Here is a 24,422-nt window from a genome sequence, read left to right on the forward strand (position 1 = left end):
GCCCCGCCCCCCGCCCCCGCCGGGCGGTGAGATGACGCGAATGGTCGCACGACCGACGGTTCGCGTCATCTCGGCGCCGACCCTGCGGGCGGGCGAGGGGGGGTGAGGTCAGCCCTCGGCGACGATGCGCAGCACGTCGGCGACGGAGCGAAGCTCCTCGATCGATCGCCCCTGCAGCGCGTTGCGGAGTCGCGCCTGGTTCGCTGCGCGCACGCTCGCGACCCGCTCGCGCGCGGACGGCGTCGGCACGAGCACCCTGGCACGGCCGTCCCGCTCGTCGGCACGGCTCTCGACGAGCCCGAGCTCCTCGAGCTGCCGGATCTGCCGGCTGATGGCGCTCTTGTCCATGTCGTAGAGCTCCGCGAGCGCGTGGGCGTTCGTCGAGCCCGCGCGCACGATGCTGCTGAGGAGCTTGTAGCCCGCGGGCTGGAGCTCCGGGTGCACGAGCTTCGCCGACTCGGCCCACACGATCCGTGCGCGGTTGAAGACGATGCCGAACTGGTCCTCGACGGCCGCGATGGCGGCGTCGAGCTCGGGGTCGGCGGTCATGACGGCCATGCTATCGACGCGACCCCGAGGCATCCGTGCCATCCGCCGAGGCGACCGAGCCGGTCGCCGTCGAGACGAGCTCGCGGCGCGCGCCCGCCTCGAACGACTCGGCCGACGGGACGGCCGCGCCGATCTCGGCCTCCGCGAGCTCGATCACCGCGTCCTCGGCCTCCTCCGCGAGCGACTCCGCCGCGGTCTTCGTGGAGAGCGGCCGGTTGGGGAGGAACGCGATCGCGATGAGCGAGAGCACCGCGAGCGGCACGGCGATCCAGAACACGTCGGCGATGCCGTGGCCGTAGGCCGACTCGATGACCACGCGGATCGACTCCGGCAGTTCGTGCACGTTCGGCACGGCGCCGCTCGAGAGGCCCTGCAGCGCCTCGGCCTCCTCGGGCGTCGAGGGTGCGAAGCCCGCGAAGCCGCTCGAGATGCGCGCCTGCACCTGCGTGGCGAGGAGCGAGCCCATGATGGTGACGCCGATGGTGCCCGCGATGGATCGGAAGAAGTTGACGTTCGACGACGCTGCGCCGAGCTGCGACACCGGGGTGTCGTTCTGCACGACGAGGGTGAGGTTCTGCATCACCATGCCCAGTCCCGCGCCGAGCACGACCATCGCGACGCTCACCCACGCGTAGGCGGTGTCGTACCGGAGCGTGGTCATCAGGAAGGAGCCGGCGACGATGAGCGCGGCGCCGACGACCATGAAGCCCTTCCACTTGCCGAACCGGCTGATGAGCGCGCCGATGAGGATCGAGGCGCCCATCTGGCCCACGATCAGCGGGATGGTCATGAGCCCGGACTCGGTCGGCGTCGCGCCGCGCGCGAGCTGGAAGTACTGCGCCAGGAAGACGCTCGTCGCGAACATGGCGACGCCGATCGCGATCGACGCGACGACCGCGAGCGTGAACGTGCGGTTCCGGAACAGGGCCATGGGCACGATCGGCTCGGCCACGAAGAACTCGACGACGACGAAGGCGATGAGGGATGCCGCCGCGATGCCGACCATGACCAGGCTCGCCACCGAGTCCCACTCGAACTGGTTGCCGCCGAGGGTGACCCAGACGAGCAGCAGCGAGACGCCGACGGCCATGAGGACGGCGCCGGCGTAGTCGATCTTCACCGCGCGCTTCGGCAGCTGCGGCAGGTGCAGCGTCAGCTGGATGAGCACGAGCGCGATGATCGCGAGGGGCAGCGGCAGGAAGAAGTTCGCTCGCCAGCCCCACGCGTCGGTGACGACGCCGCCGAGGAGCGGGCCGCCGATCGTGGCGACGGCCATGATGCCGCCGACGACGCCCATGTACTTGCCGCGCTCGCGCGGGGAGATGATGAGCGCGACGATGATCATGACGAGCGACATGAGGCCGCCGGCGCCGAGGCCCTGGATGACGCGGACGGCGATCAGCGTGGTCGTGTCCTGGGCGAACCCGGCGATCGCCGTGCCGACGACGAACAGGGCGATCGCGAGCTGGAGCAGCACCTTCCGGTTCACGAGGTCGGCGAGCTTGCCCCAGATCGGGGTCGACACGGCCGTCGCGAGGAGGCTCGCGGTGATGACCCAGGTGTAGGCGGCCTGGTCGCCGCCGAGGTCGGCGATGATGCGCGGCATCGAGGTCGAGACCACCGTGCCCGAGAGCACCGCGACGAACATCGTCACGATGAGGCCCGAGAGGGCGATGAAGACCTCTCGCGGCGTGCGCGACGGCGCGTCGGCCGAGGTGGGGGTGGTGGCTGCTGCTGACAAGGGCGTGTCGTCCTCCGGGAAAGTTGATCGGGGTCAACCATAGGTCAGATGGTTGAGATACGTCAACTTTGGACTTCGGTCAACTATTCCCGTGCGATGCCGGCGCGGGGGCGGCGAGCGGCCCGCAAGCCGGAGTCGGGCCGATTTGGCCGCGGTCGAGGCATCCGTTATGGTGGTCTGAGCCGAAGACCGCTGGTTGTCGTGTTCGCGTGCGAACTCGACCGAAGTCCTGTGAGAACAGGTGCCCGCGCAGGTGTGACGAAGACTTTCCACTCTTCCCGAATGGTTCGAGCTCCGCGCGTCTGCGCCGGAGCTCTTTTTCTTTCTCTGAACCTCCAGCGCTCCGAGGCCGTGCATCGCCACCGCGGTGCATGCAGGAGACACAAGGAGTGGCCATGGCGAACAAGGAAGCCTCGGTTGCCGAACTCACGAACCTCTTCGAGAGCTCGACCGCCGTTCTGCTGACTGAATACCGCGGCCTCACGGTTGCCCAGCTCAAGCAGCTGCGCACGTCCATCCGTGAGGACGCGAGCTACGCCGTGGTGAAGAACACGCTGACCAAGATCGCGGCGAACAACGCCGGCATCTCGTCGTTCGACGACGAGCTCGCCGGTCCGTCGGCGATCGCATTCGTGCACGGTGACCCGGTCGCCGTCGCGAAGGCTCTGCGCGACTTCGCCAAGGCGAACCCCCTCCTCGTGGTCAAGGGCGGCTACTTCGATGGCAAGCCCCTGACCGCCGAAGAGGTAGGCAAGCTCGCCGACCTCGAGTCCCGCGAAGTGCTGCTGGCGAAGCTCGCCGGCGCCTTCAAGGCCTCGCTGTTCGGAGCCGCATATCTGTTCAACGCACCGCTCTCGAAGGCCGTTCGCACGGTCGACGCGCTGCGTGAGAAGCAGGAGTCCGCTGCGTAGGCGCGAGCCTCTCAAGCGGTGAGTTACCAGGAAATCTAAGGAGAAGAATCATGGCGAAGCTGTCCACTGAGGAACTGCTCGAGCAGTTCAAGGGCCTGACCCTCATCGAGCTCTCGGAGTTCGTCAAGGCGTTCGAGGAGACCTTCGAGGTCACCGCGGCCGCCCCCGTCGCCGTTGCCGGCCCGGCCGCCGCCGGCGGTGGCGCTGCTGCCGAGGAGGTCGAGGAGAAGGACTCGTTCGACGTCATCCTCGAGGCTGCCGGCGACAAGAAGATCCAGGTCATCAAGGTCGTCCGCGAGCTCACCTCGCTCGGCCTCGGCGAGGCGAAGGCCGTCGTCGACGGTGCTCCGAAGGCCGTGCTCGAGGGCGCGAACAAGGAGACCGCCGACAAGGCGAAGGCCTCGCTCGAGGAGGCCGGCGCGACCGTCACCCTCAAGTGATCGCGGCCCTCGCGAGAGGGCGCAGCTTGAGGTGACCTGCGTCACCTGAACACGCGGATGCCCCGTGCCGATTCGTTCGGCACGGGGCATCCGTCGTTCCACGCCTGCTCAGTCGTGCTCGCTCCGTACGAGGAGCGCCTCGATCCCGGCGTACGTGTTCGGGCCGGGGACGCCGTCGATCGGGCCCGAGTACCCGCCGCGCCGGGCGATGCGCTGGAGTCCCCGCCAGGTGTTCGGCCCGGGGACGCCGTCGATGGGCCCGGTGTAGCCGGCGCCGGCGAGGATCGTCTGGATGCCTCGCCAGGAGTTCGGCCCCATGACGCCGTCGTAGGGCCCGAAGTACCCGCCGATGCGGCCCATGGTCTGGAGTGCGCGGTAGGTGTCCGCGTCCGGGACCCCGTCCACCGGCGCCACGTAGCTGAACGGCGAGAGCAGCCGCTGGACGCCCATCCAGGACTGCGCACCCATCACGCCGTCGATCGGCCCGGAGTACCCGCCGAGCGCCGCGAAGCGCTGGAGCGCCCGCCAGGTGTTCGTGCCGGGTGCGCCGTCGATCGCGCCGGTGTACCCGTAGCCGGTGGCGAGCTGTTGCAGCGCCCGCCAGGTGCTCGGGCCCGGGACACCGTCGTTGGGCCCGCCGTACCCGCCTGCGCGGGCCAGCCTCTGCAATGTGATTCCGTCGTCGGACATCATGCCCTCCCTCATCCGTTCCGGGCCCGGTGCCACCCGGTCGGTGCCGGATGACGACCCGCGGTGGACGCTACGGGCGGGCCGAGCGGGGCGCCACCGGGCTGTCCCTGAGACTCCCCCCCCGCTCGCTCAGCGAGCGACGAGCGACCTCACCGACGGCGCGGTCGTGCTGCTGCGCACGACGAGCCGCGTCTCCAGTGGACGATCGAAGTCGGGGAGGCCGTCGGGCGTCACCGGGTCCGCGTCGCCGGTCGTCTCGCCGAGCAGCCGCATGACGGCGTCCACCGCGTAGCGGCCCTGGACGCGCGGGAACTGCTCGATCGTCGTGAGCCCGAACAGCTCCGCGTGCTCGTGGCCGTCGAAGCCGACGATCGAGAGGGCTCCGGGCACCGACAGCCCCAGCCGTTCGGCCGCACGCATCGCCCCGAACGCGATCTCGTCGGATGCCGCGAAGATCGCGGTCGGTCGGGTGGACGGATGGCCGAGCAGTTGGAGCGCCGCCACGTACCCGCCGGGGAGGGTCATCTCCGCCTCCACGATCCCGTCGGACTCGCCGACCGGGCTCAGGTCCGCTTCGCGCATGGCATCGGCGAAGCCCGCCCTGCGGAGCGCCTGCACGCTGCGCGCCGCGGAGCCCGTGCCCGCGCCGGCCACGTGCGCGATGCGCTCGTGGCCGAGGTCGATGAGGTGCTCCGTGGCGAGCCGGGCGGCGCCGCGATCGTCGACGGCGAGCCGCGGCGCGCCGGGGCAGGTGCCGCCGAGCGCGATGATGGGCTTGCCGCGACCCTGGATGACCTCGACCTCGCGCTCGGTGAGGTCGACGCCCACCGCGATGACCGCGTCGACCCGCTTGCGCGCGAGGAAGAAGTCGAAGACGCGGTCGCGTTCCGGGCCGGCGAGCGCGAGGTTGTAGAGCGTGAGGTCGTAGTTGGCTGAGAGGAGCGTCCGCTCCATGCCCTCGAGCGCCTCGCCGAAGAACCAGCGGTTGACGAACGGGATGACGACGCCGACGTTCTTGGTGCGGCCCGTCACGAGGCTCGCGGCGTTCGGCGATGCGATGTAGCCGATGTCGGCCGCGGCCTCGACGACCCGGCGCCGCGTCGCCTCGGAGACGTAGCCGCGGCCCGACAGGGCCCGGGAGGCCGTCGACTTCGAGACGCCGGCCAGGCGCGCGACATCCGAGATCGCGGTCATCACGCTCCCTCCGTCGGGCTCGTGAACGGAGTGTACGCGAATCCCCGGGAGTGTGGAACCGGTGCCACAGTCCGGGCATCCGTCACTCGATCGTGACCCGACGCACTCTTGCCGGGCGCCGCCGCGGTCGCCTAGCGTGGGGTCTGGAACCGGTTCCCGGTTCCGCCCTGCACCACACTCAACGAGGAGATGACATGAGACTCACACGGCATCGCCGTTGGGCGGCGCCCGTCGCGGTGGCCGCGGCGGCCGGCTTGGCGCTCACCGCCTGTACCGGCGACATCGGGAGCGAGGACGCGGCAGACGTCGATTGTTCGGACTACGAGGAGTACGGCACGTTCGACGGCGCCGAGGTCACGATCGGAGGCACGATCCTCGACCTCGAGGCCGACCGGCTCGTCGAATCCTGGTCCGACTTCGCCACCTGCACCGGCATCTCGATCGACTACCAGGGCTCGAGCGAGTTCGAGGCCCAGATCGCAGTGCTCGCCGAGGGCGGCAACGCGCCCGACATCGGCTTCGTTCCCCAGCCTGGCCTCGTCCAGCGCCTCTCGGACGGCGGATGGCTCATCCCGGCGTCGGAGGGCGTCGAGGCGAACGTCGACGAATGGTGGTCGGAGGACTGGAAGGGCTACGGCACCTACAACGACACCTTCTACGGCGCGCCGCTGATGGCGAGCATCAAGGGTTACGTCTGGTACTCGCCGGCGGAGTTCGAGGAGAAGGGCTACGAGATCCCGCAGACCCTGGACGAGCTCAGCGAACTGTCGCAGACCATCGCGGACGAGGGCGATCACAAGCCCTGGTGCGTGGGTCTCGAGTCCGGTGAGGCCACCGGCTGGCCCGGCACCGACTGGGTCGAGGACTACATGCTGCGCCTGCACGGCGCCGACGTCTACGACCAGTGGGTGACGCACGAGATCCCGTTCAACGACCCGCGCGTGGCCGAGGCCTTCGACGCGGTCGGCGAGTACCTGAAGAATGAGGACATGGTGAACGGCGGCATCGGCGACGTGTCGACGCAGATCACCGAGGCGTTCCAGACCGCCGGCCTGCCGATCCTCGACGGCTCGTGCTCGCTGCACCACCAGGCGTCCTTCTACGAGACGTTCTGGAACCCCGAGGGCGGCGACGAGAACACCGTGGCGTCCGACGGCACCGTGTTCGGCTTCCTGCTCCCGCCCGCCGACGCCGACGACCCGCTGTCGGTGACCGGTGGCGGTGAGATCGTCGTCGCGTTCACCGAGGCCGAGGAGGTCGAGGCGGTGCGCACCTTCCTGTCGAGCGACACGTGGGCGAACAACCGCGTCAGCCTCGGCGGCGTCATCAGCGCCAACCAGGGCGTCGACCCCCAGAACGCGTCGAGCGAGCTGCTCGTGCAGTCCATCGAGATCCTGCAGGACCCCGAGACCACGTTCCGGTTCGACGGCTCCGACCTGATGCCCGGTGCCGTCGGTGCCGACTCCTTCTGGAAGGGCATCGTGGCGTGGGTGAGCGGTGACAGCACCGAGCAGGTGCTCGACACCATCGAGGCGAGCTGGCCCAGCAGCTGATCGCCAGCGCGCCGCGCGCGTCCTTCGGGTCGCACGCGGTATGACCGAGGGGCGGGGTGAGGCACCCCGCCCCTCGGGACCCCCAGATTCAACGACGAACCGGGAGGCATGATGACCACGGGCGACCTGCTCGGCAAGATCCTCCAGGTGGTGATGGGGCTCGCGATCTTCGCGGCGATCATCGGCCTCCTGATCTTCTTCATCGACAAGGCACCGAAACGGGGCCGTGACTACTGGCAGCTCGCGGGATTCCTCACCCCGGCGCTGCTCTTCCTCGCCGTGGGCCTCGTGTACCCGGCGATCCGCACCTCAATCCTCGCGTTCCAGGACTCCGGCGGCGACTGGACCTTCGACAACTTCATCTGGACCTTCACGCAGCCCGCGGCGATCCGCACCCTGATCAACACGATCATCTGGGTGCTGCTCGTGCCGACGATCTCGACCGCGATCGGCCTCGCCTACGCGATCTTCATCGACAAGTCGCGCGGCGAGAAGTACTACAAGGTGATCCTGTTCATGCCGATCGCGATCTCGTTCGTCGGCGCCGGCATCATCTGGCGCTTCGTGTACGAGTACCGCTCGGGCGAGCGCGACCAGATCGGCCTGCTGAACGCGATGGTGGTGGGGTTCGGCGGCGAACCCGTGCAATGGCTGCAGACCGACCCGATCAACACGTTCCTGCTGATCGTCGTCATGATCTGGATCCAGACGGGCTTCGCGATGGTCCTGTTGAGCGCGGCGATCAAGGGCGTGCCGACCGAGCAGATCGAGGCGGCGCAGCTCGACGGCACGAACGCGTGGCAGCGCTTCATCAACGTGACGGTGCCGGGCATCCGAGGTGCACTGGTGGTCGTGATCACCACGATCTCCATCGCGACGCTGAAGGTCTTCGACATCGTCCGCACCATGACCGCCGGAAACTTCAACACCAGCGTCATCGCGAACGAGATGTACACCCAGGCGTTCCGTGCGAGCGAGATCGGGCGAGGCTCGGCACTGGCGCTGATCCTGTTCCTCCTCGTCCTGCCGATCGTCGTCTACAACGTCAATATCCTGCGGAAGCAGAGGGAGATCCGATGAGCAGCGTCGCACCCGCCGACCTCCCGGTCAGCAAGGACAAGGGCTCGATCGAGGCCGCCGAGGAGGCCGAGTACGGCCAGAAGCCGAAGACGGCGCGCGTGAAGCAGCGCCTGACCTCGCGCACGGCGACGATCGTCTCCCTCATCATCGCCGTCCTCTGGACGATCCCCACCTTCGGCCTGTTCATCTCGTCGTTCCGGCCCGCGGAGCTGATCCGCACGACCGGATGGTGGACCATCTTCCAGAACCCGGGCTTCACGTTCGACAACTACGCAGAGGTCCTCCTCTCGCCGTCGGCGTCGTCGCCGCAGCTCGGCGCGTACATCGTGAACTCGATCGCGATCACCCTGCTCGGCACCCTGATCCCGCTCGTGCTCGCGACCATGGCCGCGTACGCGTTCGCGTGGATCAAGTTCCGGGGAGCGAACGTGCTGTTCATCTTCGTGTTCGCCCTCCAGATCGTGCCGCTGCAGATGGCGCTCGTGCCGCTGCTCCAGATCTTCTCGACCTGGCTGAGGCCGATGCAGGCTTGGGTGCACGACGTGATCCCGATCATCCCGGAGCAGAACTACGCGCCGGTGTGGCTCGCGCACGCCATGTTCGCGATGCCGTTGGCGATCTTCCTGCTGCACAACTTCATCGCGGAGATCCCCGGCGACGTCATCGAGGCCGCTCGCGTCGACGGCGCCACGCACGGGCAGATCTTCTTCCGGATCGTGCTCCCGCTGGCCACCCCGGCCATCGCATCGTTCGCGATCTTCCAGTTCATCTGGGTGTGGAACGACCTGCTCGTCGCGTTGATCTTCTCCGGCGGCACACAGGACGTGGCGCCACTCACCCAGCGATTGGCGGAGTTGACCGGTACGAGAGGCCAGGCGTGGGAGCTCCTCACGGCGGGCGCGTTCATCTCCATCGTGATCCCGCTCATCGTGTTCTTCAGTCTCCAGAGGTACTTCGTCCGGGGCCTCCTGGCGGGCGCCACGAAGGGCTGATCGACCGGCGCGGATGCCCCGGCATCCGCTGCACGACGGCGGGGCGGATGCTGCGGCATCCGCCCCGTCGCGGCACCCGGGGACCTTGACGCAGGTGAGCAGGCCTCATATCGTGCGCACGTACGGTATCCGTCAAGGGGGAAGGGGAACCGCACGATGAAGAGGATGATGCTCGCAGGAGCGGCCGCCGTGGCACTCGCGATCGGAATGGCGTCGCCGGCCGCGGCCGCGCCGCCGGAGTGCAACTGGGGCGAGGCGACGCGCGACTTCGTCGCCGCCGAGGGCGGGCAGACGCAGGGCGCCCACGCCGCCGATCCGAGCGGCAACGGCCGCGGCTACGAGGCGAGGGTCGGGCTGCCGAACCTCGACCCGTCGGCCGAGGGCCAGGGCAAGCTCGTCGCGACCTGCCTGATCGTCACCGGCGGGTAGTCGGCGGCGCGACATGATGCGGCGGGGGCTCCGGCTCCCGCCGCATCGTCGTCAGCCCCGCCGTCACGCCGTCGGCGAACGCGCGCCTGCTCGCCGCGGCGGGCGGCCGACCCGTCGGCGGGCCAGCCTAGGCTCGATGCATGAGCATGCACGCGAGCTCCCCGGGCGGGCAGTCGGGGCGGATGGGCAAGCCCCGCACCCGCATCAGCGGGGCCGATGAGTCGGCGCAGCGCGCCGAGAACGCGGAGGCGCCGAAGATCCCGCACCTCATGCGGCGCATCGCCGAGCTGTTCGCCCCGCACAAGGGCGCACTCACGGCCACGATCGTGCTGGTGCTCGTCGGCGCCGCGCTGAGCGTCATCCCGCCGCTGCTCACCGAGCGGGCCTTCGACGAGGGGCTGTTCCCGGTCGGCGCCGACGGGCAGGTGATGGGGCCGAACCTGCCGGTCCTCACCACGATCGTCGTCGCGATGCTCGCCGTGTTCATCGTGTCGTCGCTCCTCGGCGTCTGGCAGACCTGGCTCACCGCGACCGTCGGCAACCGGGTGATGGGTGCGCTCCGGGTGCGGATGTTCACCCACCTGCAGCGCATGGAGCTCAGCTTCTTCACGCGCACCAAGACGGGCGTCATCCAGTCGCGGCTGCAGAACGACGTCGGTGGGGTCGCATCCGTCCTCACGAACACGGTCTCGAGCGTCCTCGGCAACACCGTCACCGTGCTCGCCGCGTTCGTGGCCATGCTGCTGCTCAACTGGCAGCTCACGCTCATCGCGCTGTTCCTGCTGCCGGTCATGGTGATCGCACAGCGGCGCGTCGGGCAGGTGCGCGCGCGCATCGCGGCGAAGACGCAGGAGTCGCTCTCGGAGATGACGGCGATCACGCAGGAGACGCTGTCGGTGTCGGGCATCCTGCTCTCGAAGAGCTTCACGCGGCAGCGCAGCGAGATCGCGCGCTACAGCGACGAGAACGAGAACCAGATCGCCCTGCAGGTGCGGCAGCAGATGACGGGCCAGTGGTTCTTCGCCATGGTCGGCATCTTCATGTCGGCGATCCCCGCGATCGTGTACCTCGCCTCGGGCTGGCTCATCGCGGGCGGCACGACCGACATCTCGCCGGGCACGATCGTGGCCTTCACGACGGTGCAGGCGCGCCTGCTGTTCCCCCTGATGGCGCTGATGCGCGTCGCGCTCGACCTGCAGACCTCGGGCGCGCTCTTCGCGCGCATCTTCGAGTACCTCGACCTGCGGCCGGCCATCACCGATGCGCCCGGCGCGCGGCCGGTGCCCGAGGCGACGGCGACGGATGCCGCGGGCCGGCCGATCCTCGGCCGCGTCGAGTTCGACCGCGTCGCCTTCCGGTACCCCGACGCCGACCACGACGGCCGGCCGACCCTCGACGACGTGTCGTTCACGATCGAGCCGGGCCAGTACGCGGCGTTCGTCGGGCCGAGCGGCGCGGGCAAGACGACCGTGTCGTACCTCGTGCCGCGGCTCTACGAGGCGACCGGCGGTGCCGTGCGCTTCGCGGGCGTCGACGTGCGCGACCTCGAGCACGAGTCGCTCGTGTCGAACATCGGCATCGTGAGCCAGGAGACCTACCTGTTCCACGCGTCGATCGCCGAGAACCTGCGGTACGCGAAGCCCGAGGCGACCGACGAGGAACTCGAGGCCGCGGCGCGCGCGGCGAACATCCACGAGACGATCGCGTCGTTCCCCGAGGGCTACGACACGGTCGTGGGCGAGCGCGGCTACCGCCTCTCCGGCGGCGAGAAGCAGCGCATCGCGATCGCGCGCGTGCTGCTGAAGGACCCGGCCGTGCTCGTGCTCGACGAGGCCACGAGCGCGCTCGACACGATCAGCGAGCGCGTGGTGCAGGCCGCGCTCGACGACGCCTCGCGCGGCCGCACGACGATCGCGATCGCGCACCGGCTCTCGACGGTCGTGTCGGCCGACGTGATCTTCGTGGTCGTCGCCGGCCGCATCGCCGAGCGCGGGACGCACGCCGAGCTCATCGCGCAGGGCGGCGTCTACGCCTCGCTCTACCGGGAGCAGGCCGAACGGCCCGAGGTGCCCACCGCCTGATCCGGCGGCGGGACCGCCTCAGGAGCGCTCGGCGAGCATGTCCTCCATCAGGGCGATCTCGGCCTGCTGGCTCAGGATGATCGATTCGGCCAACGACACGACGACGGGGTAGGTCGAGCGCTCCAGCACGGCCTCCGCCATCACGACCGCGCCCTCGTGGTGGGCGATCATGAGCTCGAGGAACCTCCGCTCGGCCTCGACGCCGTCGAGTTCGCGGAGCTCGGCGACCTGCTCGGGCGTCGCCAGCCCGGGCATGGGTTCGCCCGGCACGTGCGCGACCTCGCCCGACCCGTCCGCGGAGTCGTGCCCGTCGTGTGAGCTCCCGTCGGCGGCGGGCCGGGTCATCCACGTCATCGACGGCTCGGAGCCCGCCTGCGGCAGGCCCCACTCGGCGAGCCATCCGTACATCTGCCCGGACTGCTGCGCCTGCGCGGTCGCGATGTCGTAGCCGAGCAGACGCACGTCGGGGTCGTCGGTGGCGTCGCGCACGATCATCGCGAGCTCGACGCCCTGCTGGTGGTGCACCTGCATGTCGCGGGCGAAGCCCGCCTCGGCGCTCGTGGTCGACGGGGTCTCCTCGCCGAGCGTCGAGAGCCGCCCGATCGCGAAGGCCGCGCCGGCGACGGCGATGAGGGCGACGGATGCCGCGAGCGCCACCGCCCAGCGCCCGACGCCGGAGCGCGGCCGCTCGTCGTGCTCCGCGCTCACGCGACCTTGCCGGGGCCGTCGATCGCGCCGGTGCAGGCGGCGCCGGGCTCGGGCACGTTCTGGCTCTGCCAGTACTCCTCGAGGTACTCCTCGATGCGCGGGTCGTCGACGCCGTCGGCCTGGAGCTGCGAGTTCCAGCCGCTCAGCACGACCGGCGACGGAAGGCCGTCGAACGGCGACAGGATGACGTAGGTGCTCGGCAGCTTCGACCGCAGCGTCGAGATGTCGTCGTCGGAGAGGGCCTCGGGGTCGTAGGTCACCCAGATCGCGCCGTGCTCGAGCGAGTGCACGGCGTTCTCGTTCGGCACGGGTTCCTCGTAGACCCCGCAGTTCAGCCACGCGGGGTTGTGCTGGCCGCCCGCGGGCGGCGTCTGCGGGTACTCGACGACGCCCTGGACGTGCTCGGAGGCGTTCTCGAACGTCTCGACGCCCTCGATCTCGGTGCCGTCGCCGCCGGCGGTGTAGTTCGCCGCACGCGGCGTGAGCACGATGGACGTCACGATGAGGGCGACGATCGCGACGGCCACGCCGACGGAGCTCCAGATCGCGATGAGGCGGTTCCGCTTCATGCGCGCTTCGCGCTTGCGGTACGCCTCGAGCTTGCGCTCGCGTTCCGCGGCGCGCTGCTGCTTGACGGTGGGCTTCTTTCCGGGCTGGGTCGCGCTCACGCGGGGGCCTTCCTCGAGCGGGGGATGGAACGGTCGGAACGGCGGGATCCGTGGTCCTCTATACGAACGTATCGGGCTGGGAGAACGCCGTCACCTGTGCGCCGCCGTCGACGCGAACGGACGCGGCCCTCGGCCGAGGCGTTGCGAGCGAGGTGGGCGCCGGCGGGCTGCCACGAGGCATCCGTCATTCGCTAGGCTGGCCGCGTGAGCCTCTCGTGCCGGTGTTGTCGTCGCTGAACGCGCGACCCCTTCCCTCGCGTCGGGTGCCGAACGGGCGCCCCTCGACGCAACCGACACCAAGGAACGAATCAGCGGAATGAAGTACGCAGCCCACATCACCGACCTCGTCGGCAACACGCCGCTCGTCAAGCTCAACCACGTCACCGAGGGCGTGACGGATGCCACGGTGCTGGTCAAGCTCGAGTACCTGAACCCGGGCGGCTCCTCGAAGGACCGCATCGCGCGCAACATCATCGACGCGGCCGAGCGCGAGGGCAAGCTGAAGCCCGGCGGCACGATCGTGGAGCCGACGTCGGGCAACACGGGCGTCGGCCTCGCGCTCGTGGCGCAGGAGCGCGGCTACCGGTGCGTGTTCGTGTGCCCCGACAAGGTGTCGGAGGACAAGCGGAACGTGCTGCAGGCGTACGGCGCCGAGGTCGTCGTCACGCCGACCGCGGTGGCGCCCGACAGCCCGGAGTCGTACTACGGCGTCTCCGACCGCCTCGCCCGCGAGATCCCGGGTGCGTTCAAGCCCGACCAGTACTCGAACCCCAACGGCCCGCTCTCGCACTACGAGACGACCGGTCCCGAGATCTGGCGCGACACCGACGGCAGGGTCACGCACTTCGTGGCGGGCGTCGGCACGGGCGGCACGATCACGGGAACCGGCCGCTACCTCCGCGAGGTCTCCGGCGACGCGGTCCGCATCATCGGCGCCGACCCGGAGGGCTCGGTCTACTCGGGCGGCACGGGGCGGCCCTACTTCGTCGAGGGCGTCGGCGAGGACTTCTGGCCGAGCGCGTACGACCCGAGCGTGCCGCACGAGATCATCGCGGTCAGCGACGCCGAGTCGATCGAGATGACGCGGCGCCTCGCGCGCGAGGAGGGCATCCTCGTGGGCGGGTCGAGCGGCATGGCCGTCGTCGCGGCGCTGAGGGCCGCGGCATCCGCCGGTCCCGACGACGTCTTCGTGGTGCTGCTCCCCGATTCCGGGCGCGGCTACCTCGGCAAGATCTTCAACGACAAGTGGCTGCGCGCCTACGGCTTCGGCAACGCGCCGGCGGGGCACACGATCCGCGACATCCTCGCGGCGAAGGCCGACCGCACCGCGCCGTTCGTCTACGTGCACCCGAACGACACGGTGCGCGAGGCGATCGATCGGATGACCGAGGCCGGCGTCTCCCAGCTCGTGGTGCTCTCCGCCGAGCCGCCCGTCGTGCTCGGCGAGGTGGTCGGCGCACTCCACGAGGACGAACTGCTGGACCAGGTGTTCTCGGGCCGGGCCAAGCTCACCGACGAGGTGTCGGCGGTGGTCGGCGATCCGCTGCCGCTCATCGGCGTCAACGAGCCCGTCGCGACCGCGCGCCAGGCGTTCGGCGAGGCGCCCGCGATGCTCGTGACCGACGGCGGCAAGGCGCTCGGCGTGATCACGCGCACCGACCTGCTGACCTACCTCTCCTCCTGAAAGGCCGGAACGATGCACCACGACGCAGGCTTCGACACGCGGGCGATCCACGCGGGCCAGGAGTTCGATCCCACGACCGGGGCCGTGATCCCGCCGGTCCACGTGACCTCGACGTACGCGCAGGACGGCATCGGGGGCCTCCGTGGCGGGTACGAGTACTCGCGCGGCGGCAACCCGACCCGTACCGCGCTCGAGACCCAGCTCGCGGCGATCGAAGGCGGCATCCGCGGCCTGTCGTTCGCGTCGGGCCTCGCGGCGGAGGACGCCCTGCTCCGCACCGTGCTGCAGCCGGGCGACCATGTCGTCGTCGGCGATGACGTGTACGGCGGGACGCATCGGCTCATCCGCCGGATCTTCGGCGACTGGGGCGTGCGCCACTCGACGGTCGACACGAGCGACCTCGACGCGGTGCGCGCCGCGATCGAGCTCGGCACCACGAAGGTGCTCTGGGTCGAGACGCCGTCGAACCCGCTCATGAAGATCTCCGACATCGCGGCGCTCGCCGAGCTCGGCGACGAGGCGGGCCTGACGATCGTCGTCGACAACACGTTCGCGAGCCCCGCGCTCCAGCAGCCGGTCTCGCTCGGCGCGCACGTGATCATCCACTCGACCACGAAGTACCTCGGCGGCCACTCCGACGTGGTCGGCGGCGCGCTCGTGTTCGCGCCCGGCCAGGAGGAGCTCGCCGAGCGTGTGGGCTTCACGCAGTTCGCCGCGGGGGCGGTCTCGGGCCCGTTCGACGCGTTCCTGACGACGCGCGGCATCAAGACCCTGGGCGTGCGGATGCAGCGGCACAGCCAGAACGCGCTCGCGATCGCCCGGCGGCTCGACGAGCATCCCGCGGTCGCCCGCGTGCTCTACCCGGGCCTCGAGTCGCACCCCGGCCACGCGCTCGCCGCGCGCCAGATGTCGGGCTTCGGCGGCATGGTGTCGATCGACCTGGCGGGCGGCGGCGCGGCTGCGCGCCGGTTCGCGGAGTCGACCGAGCTCTTCACGCTGGCCGAGTCGCTCGGCGGCGTCGAGTCGCTCGTGAACTACCCGTCGGAGATGACGCACGCGTCGGTGAAGGGCACCGAGGCCGAGGTGCCGGAGTCGATCGTGCGCCTGTCGGTCGGGATCGAGGACGTCGACGACCTGCTCGCCGACATCGACGCGGCGCTCGGGCGCGTGTAGCGCCCCGACGGACCGCGCCCGCTCGTGCTCCCGCCGAGGCGGTCGGGAGCGGTGGGACAATGGAACCGTGGGCGCCCGGCGTCCGGTCGGCGCCCCGGGAGGTGGTCCCGATGACGGGCCTCATCATCGCCCTGGTGATCGTCGGCGTGGTCGCCCTCGTGCTGCTCTTCATGGCGATCCGCATCGTGAAGCAGTACGAGCGCGGCGTGGTGCTCCGCTTCGGCCGCCTGCACAGCGTCCGCGATCCGGGCCTGCGGTTCATCATCCCGATCGTCGACGTGATGATCAAGGTGTCGCTCCGCATCGTGACGCTGCCCATCCAGTCGCAGGGCATCATCACGAGGGACAACGTCAGCGTCGGCGTCTCGGCGGTGGCGTACTTCCGGATCGTCGACCCCGTGAAGTCGGTGATCGCGATCGAGAACGTGCATGCCGCGATCGACCAGATCGCGCAGACGACGCTGCGGAAGGTCGTCGGCCAGCACCACCTCGACGAGACGCTCGCCGAGACGGCGAAGCTCAACGCCGACATCCGCGAGATCCTCGAGGAGCTCACGGCCGAGTGGGGCGCGGAGGTCACGCTCGTCGAGCTCAAGGACATCCTGCTGCCCGACTCCATGAAGCGCGCGATGGCGAAGCAGGCGGAGGCCGAGCGCGTGAAGCGCGCGAAGATCATCGCCGCCGAGGGCGAGGCGCTCGCGGCGACGAAGCTGGGCGAGGCATCGGACACGATGGTGCGGCATCCGCTCGCCGTGCAGCTGCGGACGCTGCAGACGCTCGTCGACATCGGCGTGGACAAGAACACGCTCGTGGTCGTGCCGGCGCCGTTGATGAACTCGATCGGCGAGCTCACGGGCTTCATCGATCGGGAGTCGGCGGCGGCGGCGCGCGAGCGCGGGGCGGCGCGCTGACATCCGAGATGCTGGCAGGATTTCAACGAACGATGTCATGCCTGCCAGCGCGCGCGGCGTCGGCATCCGGCACGATGTTCTCGTGAGTACGAGAACCCTGGACATCGCGCCCCCGGTCGGCGGCGCCGCACCGCATCACGGCCGGCTGGGTCTCGTCCAGGGCACGGCCCTCTACGTCGCGAGCGTCCTCGGCACCGGCATCCTCGTCCTCCCGGGGCTCGCCGCGCAGGTCGCCGGCCCCGCGTCGGTCCTCGCCGTCGCTGCGGTGCTCGTGCTGTCGATCCCGCTCGCGGGCACCTTCGCCGCACTCGCCTCGCGATTCCCGGACCCCGGCGGGGTGGCCAGCTACGTCCGCCGCGTGCTCGGCCCGACCGCGGCCCGCATGACCGGGTACTGGTTCTTCTTCGGCGTCTGCGTCGGCGCACCCGTCGTCGCCATCCTCGGCGGCGAGTACGTGGTCGCGGTGCTCGGCGTCGACCGCGCCGCCGTGCCGATCATCGGATTCGCGGTCTTCCTGCCGCCGCTCGTCGCCAACTGGTTCGGCGTGCGCGTCGCCGGATGGGTCCAGTTCGTGCTCACGGGCCTGCTGCTCGCGGTCGTCGTGGGCGTCGTCGCGGTCACCTTCCCGGCGGCGGACGCCGCGAACTTCACCCCGTTCCTCCCGAACGGCTGGGGCGGGGTCGGCGTCGCCATCAGCCTCTTCGTCTGGGCGTTCGCCGGATGGGAGGTCGGCACCCACATCGCCGGCGAGTTCCGCGACCCGCGCCGCATCATCCCGATCGCGACGGGCATCGCCATCGCGGTGGTCGGCCTCGGCTACCTCGCGCTGCAGTTCGCGACCGTCGCCGTGCTCGGCGACCGGGCGGGAACCAGCCAGGTGCCGCTGCTCGACCTCGTCGAGACGACGGCGCCGGGCATCGGGTCGGTCCTCGTCGCGATCGTCGCCGCGATCGTCACCGTCGGCGTCCTGAACGCCTACCTCCCCGCGTTCGGCAAGCTCGGCGCCGCGCTCGGCCGCGACGGCGACCTGCCCCGGTACTTCGCGAAGGGCGCCGAGGACGGCGCGGTGCCCCGCCGGGCGCTCGCCCTGACCGGGGCGCTCATCGTCGTCTACTTCGTCCTGATGCTCTGGAACGAGCTCGACCTGACGGGCTTCATCCTCATCCACACGAGCAACATGGTCGCGATCTACGCCGCCGGCATGCTCGCCGCGACGCTCATCCTCCGGCGGTTCTCGCTCGGCTGGTGGCTCGCGATCGTCGCGACGGTGCTCACCGCGGGCCTGCTCCTGCTCGCATGGCAGAACCTGATCATGCCGATCGTGCTGGCCGCGGCATCCGTCGTCGTCACGATCGTGCGGCGGGTGCGGGCGCGGCGCACGCCCCCCATCGAGGCGGATGCCGCGGCGCCGGCCGTCACGGCCGAGGCCGACCTCGTGCCGTGAGCCTGCGCCTCGGGGCGGTCGCCGGCTGACCGGCGGCTCCGGTTCGCCTGCGAATCGGCGCGGATGCCGCAGTTCGGCTGGCATGTGCGACCCGTCCCGGGGGAGGATGGTCCGCATGACTGCCCACGCGTACGCGCTCGCCGACGGCAACACGATCCCCGCGATCGGGCTCGGAACGTACGGGTTGAACGACCAGTCGGGGGTCGACGCGATCGCCTCGGCGATCCACGACGGCTACCGGCTCATCGACACGGCGTACAACTACGGCAACGAGGAGGTCGTCGCCGAGGCGATCCGCCGCGCGGACGTCGATCGCAGCGACCTGTTCGTCACGACCAAGCTGCCCGGACGCCATCACGGCGTCGACGAGACCCTCGCGAGCTTCGAGCAGTCGCGCAAGCGCCTCGACCTCGACTGGGTCGACCTCTACCTGATCCACTGGCCGAACCCGAAGCGCGACCGGTACGTCGACAGCTGGCGCTCGATGATCAAGCTCAAGGAGCGCGGCGTCGTCCGATCGATCGGCGTCTCGAACTTCACGCCCGCGATGCTCGACCGCCTCTCCGCCGAGACCGGGCTGATGCCCGTCGTGAACCAGGTCGAGCTGCACCCCTACTTCCCGCAGGCCGAACTCCGCGCCTACCACGCCGAGCACGCGATCCGCACCGAGAGCTGGAGCCCGCTCGCCAAGCGCACCGAGCTGCTCGCCGAGCCGGTCATCGTCGAGATCGCCGAGCGGCACGGGTCGACGCCCGCCCAGGTCGTCCTGGCCTGGCACCTCGCGCTCGGCGCCGTGCCGATCCCGAAGTCCGCGGACGCCGAGCGGCGGCGCGAGAACCTCGACGTGTTCGACCTGGAGCTCGGGGCGGGCGAGGTCGAGGCGATCTCCGGACTCGAACGCGGGCGCATCTGGGGCGCCGACCCCGACTCGCACGAGGAGATGTAGCCCTCGACGGGAGGGCGTCCGGTCCCGCCCGCACGATGGCGGCTTCGCGCCGATCGACGACCGGTTCCGGCGCAGCGGATGCCGGCCGGCGGACGTAGGCTCGATCAGGTGACCGACCGCTCCACCCCCGTTCCGTCCGACGACGCCGTCCCCGCCGGGGGCGTGTTCGCGGCGGAGTGGCGGTGGCTCTCGCTCGGCATGTTCGCGCTCATCTTCCTCGCCGCGTTCGAGGTGCTCGCAGTGACCACGGCGATGCCGATCATCGCGGCCGACCTCGACGGCGAGGGCCTCTACGCGCTGGCCTTCTCGGTGCCGCTCGCGGCCGGCGTCGTCGGCATGGTCGTCGCGGGCAACTGGAGCGACCGCTCCGGTCCGCTGCCGCCGCTGCTCGCGGCCGGCGGACTGTTCGTCGTCGGGCTCGTCATCGCGGGGCTCGCGCCCACCATGCCGGTGCTCGTGCTCGGGCGGCTCGTCCACGGCATCGGGGGTGCGGCGGTCATCGTGCCGCTGTACGTGATCGTGGCGCGCGTCTACCCCGAATCGGTTCGGGCACGCGTGTTCGCGGGCTTCGCTGCGGCGTGGGTCATCCCCTCGATCGTGGGGCCCACGGTCGCCGGATACGTCGCCGAGCACCTCGACTGGCGCTGGGTGTTCCTCGGCGTGATCGCGCTCGTGCTGCCCGCCGCGCTCATGATGCTCGCCCCCCTCCTGCGGGTGCTCGACCGGGTCCAGGGCGACCCGAACGTGCCGTGGAGCGGCCGCCGGGTCGGCTGGTCGGTGCTCGCCGCGGCCGCCGCGCTGGGGGTCAGCCTCGCGGCCGAGTTCGTCGAGCCCTGGCGGTGGATCGTCGCGGTCCTGTCGATCGCGGGCGCCGTCGTCGCGGTGCGCCCGCTCCTCCCGGTCGGCACGCTCCGCGCGGTGCGCGGCATCCCCGCGACCGTGCTGATGCGGGCGATCGTCGCGGGCGCGTTCTTCGGCGCCGAGATCTACCTGCCGAAGATGCTCATCGAGCGCTACGACATGCCGGCCGGCCTCGCCGGCGCCGTGCTCACCGGTGCCGGCCTGTCGTGGGCGGCCGCATCGTGGCTGCAGGGGCGGTTGGACCCGCGGCTGTCGAACACCGAGGTCGTGCGCATCGGGGCGCTGACGCTCGCGATCGCCCTCGCCGGCGTGCTCGCGATCGCGCTGCTCTCGTGGCCGCCCGTGGCGGTGTTCGTCGCATGGACGATCGCAGGTGCCGCGATGGGCTTCATGTACCCGCGCTTCTCCGTGGCCGTGCTCGAGCAGTCTCCGCAGTCCGTGCAGGGCTTCAACAGCGCAGCGCTGACCATCGGTGAGTCGCTGGGCGGCGCTGCGGCGCTCGCCGTCACCGCGCTCGTGGCCAGCGTGGCATCCGCCGGTGCATTCGCCCCCGAGTTCGCCGTGACCGCCGCGATCGCCCTGGTCGGCGTGCTGCTCGCCTCGCGCGTGCGCCCGCCCGATGGGTGGCGACGGCGCGCCGAGGGCGCCGAGACGCCCGCGGGCGAGTCGGCGCCGTCGCCGTCGCCGGGGGAGTAGCGGCGCCGAACGGCATACGCCCCGTCGCGAGCGCCCGCGCGGGATCGGAGTTCATGTGACGGTCACATTGTGACCGTCACATTCCGCGCGAGGATGTGCATAATGGTGTCGCGGCATGTGTGACCGTGAACATGCCGAAACCGATCGAGGTCACCGTGCCAGAGCCGTCGCAGGAGCCGCCGAAGGGGCGCGCACCCAGCATCCGCGATGTCGCGCGCGTCGCCGGAGTCTCGCACCAGACCGTGTCGCGCGTGCTCAACCACCACCCGAGCATCCGGCCCGAGACCAAGCAGCGCGTGCTCGACGTCATGGCCGAGCTGCAGTACACGCCGAACCGCGCCGCCCGCGCGCTCGTCACGAGCCGCTCGCGCACCCTCGGCATCCTCTCGGCGTCGAGCACGCACTACGGTCCGGCCTCCAGCATCGCCGCGATCGAGTCCGCGGCCCGCGCCGCCGGCTACTGGGTGAGCACCGCGAACATCGAGTCCTCCGACGCGGTGTCGATCGCCGACGGGCTCGCCCACCTGCGCGCCCAGGGCATCGAGGGGCTCGTCGTGATCGCCCCCCAGATGCGCGTCTTCGACACGCTCGCGCAGCTGTCGATCGACGTCCCCTACGTGACGCTCCAGTCGACGGGGCGCGACCCGGAGCACACGCTCTCGGTCGACCAGATCGCGGGCGCGCGCCTGGCCACGCGGCACCTGATCGAGCGCGGCCACCGTTCGATCTACCACCTCGCGGGCCCGCAGGACTGGATCGAGGCCGAGGCGCGCATGCGCGGGTTCCTCGACGAGATGGGCGCGCAGGACGTTCCGACGACGGCGCCGATCCTCGGCGACTGGACGGCCGACTTCGGCTTCTACGCCGGGCGGGAGCTGCTCACGGTGCGGGACTTCACGGCGATCTTCGCCTCGAACGACCAGATGGCGCTCGGGGTCATGCACGCCGTGCGCGATGCGGGACTCGAGGTCCCTCGCGACGTGTCGATCATCGGGTTCGACGACATCCCCGAGGCCGCGCACTTCTGGCCGCCGCTCACGACCGTGCGGCAGGACTTCGCCGAGCTCGGCAGGCGCTGCGTCGCCCTCCTGCTCGGCGACCTCGACGATGCCGCGCCTGAGTACCGCGGCACGCTCGTGCCCGAGCTCATCGTGCGGGACTCGGTGGGCGCCCCGGCGTTCTGAGCCCGACCGCGGCGGTCGATTCGCTCGAGGACGGCGTTACCGTTCCGTGATGTTCGTCAGTTGACAGACGCGCGAAACATGTGGCTAACATGAGACTCGCGATGTGAACGGTCACATGGAGCGTCACATCGCAGGACGTTCCACATCGCCCCTCGGGGCGGCGCAGCACACGACGAAGGAGTCCCGCGTGATCGACACGACCGCCCCCGGCCGGCCCACCAGCCCGGCCGCTCCCCGGCGCGGCGCACGATCGACCGGGACCCGGGCGGCGATCGACACCGCCGGATCGCGCGCCGCGCGCCACGCGGCATCCGTCATCGTCATCGCCCCGACCGCAGCGGCGGTCGCCGCATGACGAGCTTCGGACCGCAGATCGAGGTCGCGATCGCCCGTACGCGTGCGGATGTCGCCCGGCTGCACGGTGAGTTGACCCGGTACGGGCTCGTCGTCTGGACCGGTGGGAACGTGTCGGGTCGTGTGCCGGGTGCTGACCTGTTCGTGATCAAGCCGTCGGGCGTGAGCTATGACGACCTGGCGCCGGAGAACATGATCCTGTGCGACCTCGACGGCAACGTCATCCCCGGCACCCCGGGCGCTGACCGGTCGCCGTCGAGCGACACCGCGGCGCACGCGTACGTCTACCGGAACATGCCCGAGGTCGGCGGAGTGGTGCACACCCACTCCACGTACGCGGTCGCATGGGCGGCGCGCGGCGAGGAGATCCCGTGCGTGATCACCGCCATGGCCGACGAGTTCGGCGGTCCGATCCCGATCGGGCCGTTCGCGATCATCGGCGACGACTCGATCGGCCGGGGCATCGTGGAGACGCTCCGGGGCCACCGGTCGCGTGCGGTGCTGATGCAGAACCATGGGCCGTTCACGGTCGGCGCCAACGCGAAGGACGCGGTGAAGGCCGCCGTCATGGTCGAGGACGTCGCGCGGACCGTGCACCTCGCCCGCGAGGCCGGGCCCCTGATCCCGATCCCGCAGGACTCGATCGACCGGCTGTACGACCGGTACCAGAACGTCTACGGCCAGGCCTCCGATGCACGTCGGGATGCCGCGGTCGGGACGGCGGCGGCCGGCGCGAGCCGGACGAAGGCGAAACGAAACTGAAGAGCTTGCGGCATCCGAGGTCACGACGGATGCCGCTGGGAGCCGGTCGTCATGGACGAGGCCGGATCCGAAACGTCACCAAGACGACGACGTCCATGACCACACAGTGAAAGGACACACCGTGAACACCACGAAGAAGGTGCTCCTCGCCACCCTGGCGGCCGGTTCGATGCTCGCGCTCGCCGCGTGCTCGGGCGGCAGCGGCGGAGGCGGCGGCGGAGAAGGCGACGGCGGACTCATCGGCGTCGCGATGCCCACGAAGAGCTCGGAGCGCTGGATCCAGGACGGCGACGCCGTCAAGGAGCAGCTCGAGGAGCAGGGCTTCCAGGTCGACCTCCAGTACGCCGAGGACGACATCCCCACGCAGGTCTCGCAGATCGAGAACATGATCACCAAGGGCGCCGAGGCCCTGATCGTCGCCTCGATCGACGGCACCACGCTCTCGGAGGTGCTCCAGAACGCCGCCGACGCCGAGATCCCCGTCATCGCCTACGACCGCCTCATCCGCGACTCGGAGAACGTCGACTACTACGCGTCGTTCGACAACTACATCGTGGGCGTCCAGCAGGCCACCTCGCTCCTCGCGGGCCTGGGCCTCACCGACCTCGAGGGCACCGAGGCCGCCGACGCGCCGGAGGGACCGTTCAACATCGAGCTGTTCGCCGGCTCGCCGGATGACAACAACGCCACGTTCTTCTGGAACGGCGCCATCGACACGCTCCAGCCCTACATCGACGAGGGCACCCTCGTCGTGAAGTCGGGCCAGACCGAGTTCGAGCAGGCCGCCACCCTCCGCTGGGACGGCGAGGTCGCGCAGAGCCGCATGGAGGACATCCTCGTCTCGACGTACTCCGACGGCTCGACCGTCGACGCCGTGCTCTCGCCGTACGACGGCCTCTCGCGCGGCATCATCTCGGCACTCACCGACGCCGGCTACTCGGTCGGCGACGAGTGGCCGATCATCTCCGGCCAGGACGCCGAGCTCGACTCGGTCAAGGCGATCATCGCCGGCGAGCAGTACTCGACCATCTTCAAGGACACCCGCAACCTCGCGGCCGTGGCCGTGGACATGGCGACCGCCCTGCTGAACGGCGAGGAGCCCGAGGTCAACAACACGAGCGACTACGACAACGGCGTGAAGGTCGTGCCCTCGTACCTCCTCGAGTCGGAGATCGTCGTGGCCGACAACATCACCGAGGTCCTGGTCGACTCCGGCTACTGGACCGAAGAGGAGATCAACGGCTGAACCAGCCGCTGATCCCGAACGGATGACGCACCGCGTGTCGGGACCTGCGACGGGAGTACTCTCGCCTCAGGTCCCGGCCGCGGCATCCGCCACTCGGCCGGCCCCACACCGGCAATGGAGCAGGA

General features: G+C 70.4%; 23 protein-coding genes. 17 read left to right on the top strand and 6 right to left on the bottom strand.

The annotated features are described in order from the left end of the window. Positions 1-108: 108 nt before the first annotated feature. Both ACFVHK_RS08820 and ACFVHK_RS08825 read right to left on the bottom strand, forming a co-directional pair. The gene (locus ACFVHK_RS08820) at positions 109-549 is read right to left on the bottom strand and encodes a MarR family winged helix-turn-helix transcriptional regulator (RefSeq protein WP_376928487.1); all 441 of its coding nucleotides are present in this window, start codon (positions 547-549) and stop codon (positions 109-111) included. A gap of 10 nt (positions 550-559) precedes the next feature. Next, positions 560-2,290 (bottom strand): MDR family MFS transporter, encoded by a 1,731-nt coding sequence (locus tag ACFVHK_RS08825; RefSeq protein ID WP_376928488.1) that lies wholly within the window; start codon positions 2,288-2,290, stop codon positions 560-562. 395 nt (positions 2,291-2,685) lie between these two features. Here ACFVHK_RS08825 and rplJ point away from each other — a divergent pair, with 395 nt between their 5' ends. Together rplJ and rplL are read left to right on the top strand one after the other, a co-directional pair. Next, complete coding sequence (gene rplJ, locus ACFVHK_RS08830; protein WP_129234139.1) at positions 2,686-3,201, top strand: 50S ribosomal protein L10; 516 nt, start codon at positions 2,686-2,688, stop codon at positions 3,199-3,201. 50 nt (positions 3,202-3,251) lie between these two features. Continuing rightward, the gene (rplL, locus tag ACFVHK_RS08835) at positions 3,252-3,641 is read left to right on the top strand and encodes a 50S ribosomal protein L7/L12 (RefSeq protein WP_067947898.1); all 390 of its coding nucleotides are present in this window, start codon (positions 3,252-3,254) and stop codon (positions 3,639-3,641) included. A gap of 108 nt (positions 3,642-3,749) precedes the next feature. Here rplL and ACFVHK_RS08840 read toward each other — a convergent pair whose 3' ends face one another. Then, entirely contained in the window at positions 3,750-4,331 is a 582-nt protein-coding gene (locus ACFVHK_RS08840; protein ID WP_376928489.1) for a peptidoglycan-binding domain-containing protein, read from the bottom strand. 129 nt (positions 4,332-4,460) lie between these two features. Beyond that, positions 4,461-5,525: a LacI family DNA-binding transcriptional regulator gene (locus tag ACFVHK_RS08845; protein ID WP_376928490.1), complete on the bottom strand. Its 1,065-nt coding sequence runs from the start codon at positions 5,523-5,525 to the stop codon at positions 4,461-4,463. A 194-nt stretch (positions 5,526-5,719) separates the two neighbouring features. Between ACFVHK_RS08845 and ACFVHK_RS08850 the strand changes: the two genes are divergently transcribed. The 5 genes from ACFVHK_RS08850 (at position 5,720) to ACFVHK_RS08870 (ending at position 11,660) form a co-directional block, all read left to right on the top strand. Then, positions 5,720-7,078: an ABC transporter substrate-binding protein gene (locus ACFVHK_RS08850; RefSeq protein WP_376928491.1), complete on the top strand. Its 1,359-nt coding sequence runs from the start codon at positions 5,720-5,722 to the stop codon at positions 7,076-7,078. A gap of 111 nt (positions 7,079-7,189) precedes the next feature. Beyond that, positions 7,190-8,158, top strand: a complete 969-nt coding sequence (locus ACFVHK_RS08855; protein ID WP_376928612.1) for a carbohydrate ABC transporter permease — start codon at positions 7,190-7,192, stop codon at positions 8,156-8,158. After that, positions 8,155-9,150 carry a carbohydrate ABC transporter permease gene (locus tag ACFVHK_RS08860; protein ID WP_376928492.1) on the top strand — a complete coding sequence of 332 codons (996 nt, stop codon included), beginning with the start codon at positions 8,155-8,157 and terminating at the stop codon, positions 9,148-9,150. The genes ACFVHK_RS08855 and ACFVHK_RS08860 overlap by 4 nt, the downstream gene beginning before the upstream one ends. A 165-nt stretch (positions 9,151-9,315) precedes the next feature. Beyond that, positions 9,316-9,579 (top strand): hypothetical protein, encoded by a 264-nt coding sequence (locus ACFVHK_RS08865; RefSeq protein WP_376928493.1) that lies wholly within the window; start codon positions 9,316-9,318, stop codon positions 9,577-9,579. Positions 9,580-9,719: 140 nt separating this feature from the next. Next, positions 9,720-11,660, top strand: a complete 1,941-nt coding sequence (locus ACFVHK_RS08870) for an ABC transporter ATP-binding protein (RefSeq protein WP_376928494.1) — start codon at positions 9,720-9,722, stop codon at positions 11,658-11,660. A gap of 18 nt (positions 11,661-11,678) precedes the next feature. Here ACFVHK_RS08870 and ACFVHK_RS08875 read toward each other — a convergent pair whose 3' ends face one another. Further along, a complete protein-coding gene (locus tag ACFVHK_RS08875) occupies positions 11,679-12,368 on the bottom strand; it encodes a DUF305 domain-containing protein (RefSeq protein WP_376928495.1) in 690 nt (229 codons plus the stop codon). Beyond that, positions 12,365-13,036: a DUF3105 domain-containing protein gene (locus ACFVHK_RS08880; protein ID WP_376928496.1), complete on the bottom strand. Its 672-nt coding sequence runs from the start codon at positions 13,034-13,036 to the stop codon at positions 12,365-12,367. Before ACFVHK_RS08880 ends, ACFVHK_RS08875 begins: the two co-directional genes overlap by 4 nt. Positions 13,037-13,352: 316 nt before the next feature. Here ACFVHK_RS08880 and ACFVHK_RS08885 point away from each other — a divergent pair, with 316 nt between their 5' ends. From ACFVHK_RS08885 to chvE, 10 genes are all read left to right on the top strand, one after another. Next, positions 13,353-14,720 (top strand): cystathionine beta-synthase, encoded by a 1,368-nt coding sequence (locus ACFVHK_RS08885; protein WP_376928497.1) that lies wholly within the window; start codon positions 13,353-13,355, stop codon positions 14,718-14,720. Positions 14,721-14,732: 12 nt separating this feature from the next. After that, positions 14,733-15,893, top strand: coding sequence for a cystathionine gamma-synthase (locus ACFVHK_RS08890; protein WP_376928498.1), 1,161 nt, complete (start codon positions 14,733-14,735; stop codon positions 15,891-15,893). 110 nt (positions 15,894-16,003) lie between these two features. Beyond that, a complete protein-coding gene (locus tag ACFVHK_RS08895) occupies positions 16,004-16,804 on the top strand; it encodes a slipin family protein (protein WP_376928499.1) in 801 nt (266 codons plus the stop codon). 82 nt (positions 16,805-16,886) lie between these two features. After that, positions 16,887-18,248 (top strand): APC family permease, encoded by a 1,362-nt coding sequence (locus ACFVHK_RS08900; protein WP_376928500.1) that lies wholly within the window; start codon positions 16,887-16,889, stop codon positions 18,246-18,248. A gap of 115 nt (positions 18,249-18,363) precedes the next feature. Next, positions 18,364-19,194, top strand: coding sequence for an aldo/keto reductase (locus ACFVHK_RS08905; protein WP_376928501.1), 831 nt, complete (start codon positions 18,364-18,366; stop codon positions 19,192-19,194). A gap of 108 nt (positions 19,195-19,302) precedes the next feature. Continuing rightward, positions 19,303-20,751, top strand: a complete 1,449-nt coding sequence (locus ACFVHK_RS08910) for an MFS transporter (protein ID WP_376928502.1) — start codon at positions 19,303-19,305, stop codon at positions 20,749-20,751. A 131-nt stretch (positions 20,752-20,882) separates the two neighbouring features. Then, positions 20,883-21,935: a LacI family DNA-binding transcriptional regulator gene (locus tag ACFVHK_RS08915; protein WP_129234651.1), complete on the top strand. Its 1,053-nt coding sequence runs from the start codon at positions 20,883-20,885 to the stop codon at positions 21,933-21,935. A gap of 187 nt (positions 21,936-22,122) precedes the next feature. After that, entirely contained in the window at positions 22,123-22,290 is a 168-nt protein-coding gene (locus ACFVHK_RS08920) for a hypothetical protein (protein WP_376928503.1), read from the top strand. Further along, positions 22,287-23,051, top strand: a complete 765-nt coding sequence (locus tag ACFVHK_RS08925; RefSeq protein WP_376928504.1) for an L-ribulose-5-phosphate 4-epimerase — start codon at positions 22,287-22,289, stop codon at positions 23,049-23,051. The genes ACFVHK_RS08920 and ACFVHK_RS08925 overlap by 4 nt, the downstream gene beginning before the upstream one ends. Positions 23,052-23,220: 169 nt before the next feature. Continuing rightward, positions 23,221-24,297: a multiple monosaccharide ABC transporter substrate-binding protein gene (gene chvE / locus ACFVHK_RS08930; RefSeq protein ID WP_129234652.1), complete on the top strand. Its 1,077-nt coding sequence runs from the start codon at positions 23,221-23,223 to the stop codon at positions 24,295-24,297. Positions 24,298-24,422 lie beyond the last annotated feature (125 nt).

The organism is Agromyces binzhouensis (assembly GCF_042672355.1).
Classification (GTDB): Bacteria; Actinomycetota; Actinomycetes; order Actinomycetales; family Microbacteriaceae; genus Agromyces; species Agromyces binzhouensis.

Coding starts and splice junctions, on each gene's coding strand:
- ACFVHK_RS08820 (WP_376928487.1), bottom strand. CDS start 549: ATGACCGCCGACCCCGAGCTCGACGCCGCCATCGCGGCCGTCGAGGAC.
- rplJ (WP_129234139.1), top strand. CDS start 2,686: ATGGCGAACAAGGAAGCCTCGGTTGCCGAACTCACGAACCTCTTCGAG.
- rplL (WP_067947898.1), top strand. CDS start 3,252: ATGGCGAAGCTGTCCACTGAGGAACTGCTCGAGCAGTTCAAGGGCCTG.
- ACFVHK_RS08840 (WP_376928489.1), bottom strand. CDS start 4,331: ATGTCCGACGACGGAATCACATTGCAGAGGCTGGCCCGCGCAGGCGGG.
- ACFVHK_RS08845 (WP_376928490.1), bottom strand. CDS start 5,525: ATGACCGCGATCTCGGATGTCGCGCGCCTGGCCGGCGTCTCGAAGTCG.
- ACFVHK_RS08850 (WP_376928491.1), top strand. CDS start 5,720: ATGAGACTCACACGGCATCGCCGTTGGGCGGCGCCCGTCGCGGTGGCC.
- ACFVHK_RS08855 (WP_376928612.1), top strand. CDS start 7,190: ATGACCACGGGCGACCTGCTCGGCAAGATCCTCCAGGTGGTGATGGGG.
- ACFVHK_RS08860 (WP_376928492.1), top strand. CDS start 8,155: ATGAGCAGCGTCGCACCCGCCGACCTCCCGGTCAGCAAGGACAAGGGC.
- ACFVHK_RS08865 (WP_376928493.1), top strand. CDS start 9,316: ATGATGCTCGCAGGAGCGGCCGCCGTGGCACTCGCGATCGGAATGGCG.
- ACFVHK_RS08870 (WP_376928494.1), top strand. CDS start 9,720: ATGAGCATGCACGCGAGCTCCCCGGGCGGGCAGTCGGGGCGGATGGGC.
- ACFVHK_RS08885 (WP_376928497.1), top strand. CDS start 13,353: ATGAAGTACGCAGCCCACATCACCGACCTCGTCGGCAACACGCCGCTC.
- ACFVHK_RS08890 (WP_376928498.1), top strand. CDS start 14,733: ATGCACCACGACGCAGGCTTCGACACGCGGGCGATCCACGCGGGCCAG.
- ACFVHK_RS08895 (WP_376928499.1), top strand. CDS start 16,004: ATGACGGGCCTCATCATCGCCCTGGTGATCGTCGGCGTGGTCGCCCTC.
- ACFVHK_RS08905 (WP_376928501.1), top strand. CDS start 18,364: ATGACTGCCCACGCGTACGCGCTCGCCGACGGCAACACGATCCCCGCG.
- ACFVHK_RS08915 (WP_129234651.1), top strand. CDS start 20,883: ATGCCGAAACCGATCGAGGTCACCGTGCCAGAGCCGTCGCAGGAGCCG.
- ACFVHK_RS08925 (WP_376928504.1), top strand. CDS start 22,287: ATGACGAGCTTCGGACCGCAGATCGAGGTCGCGATCGCCCGTACGCGT.
- chvE (WP_129234652.1), top strand. CDS start 23,221: ATGCTCGCGCTCGCCGCGTGCTCGGGCGGCAGCGGCGGAGGCGGCGGC.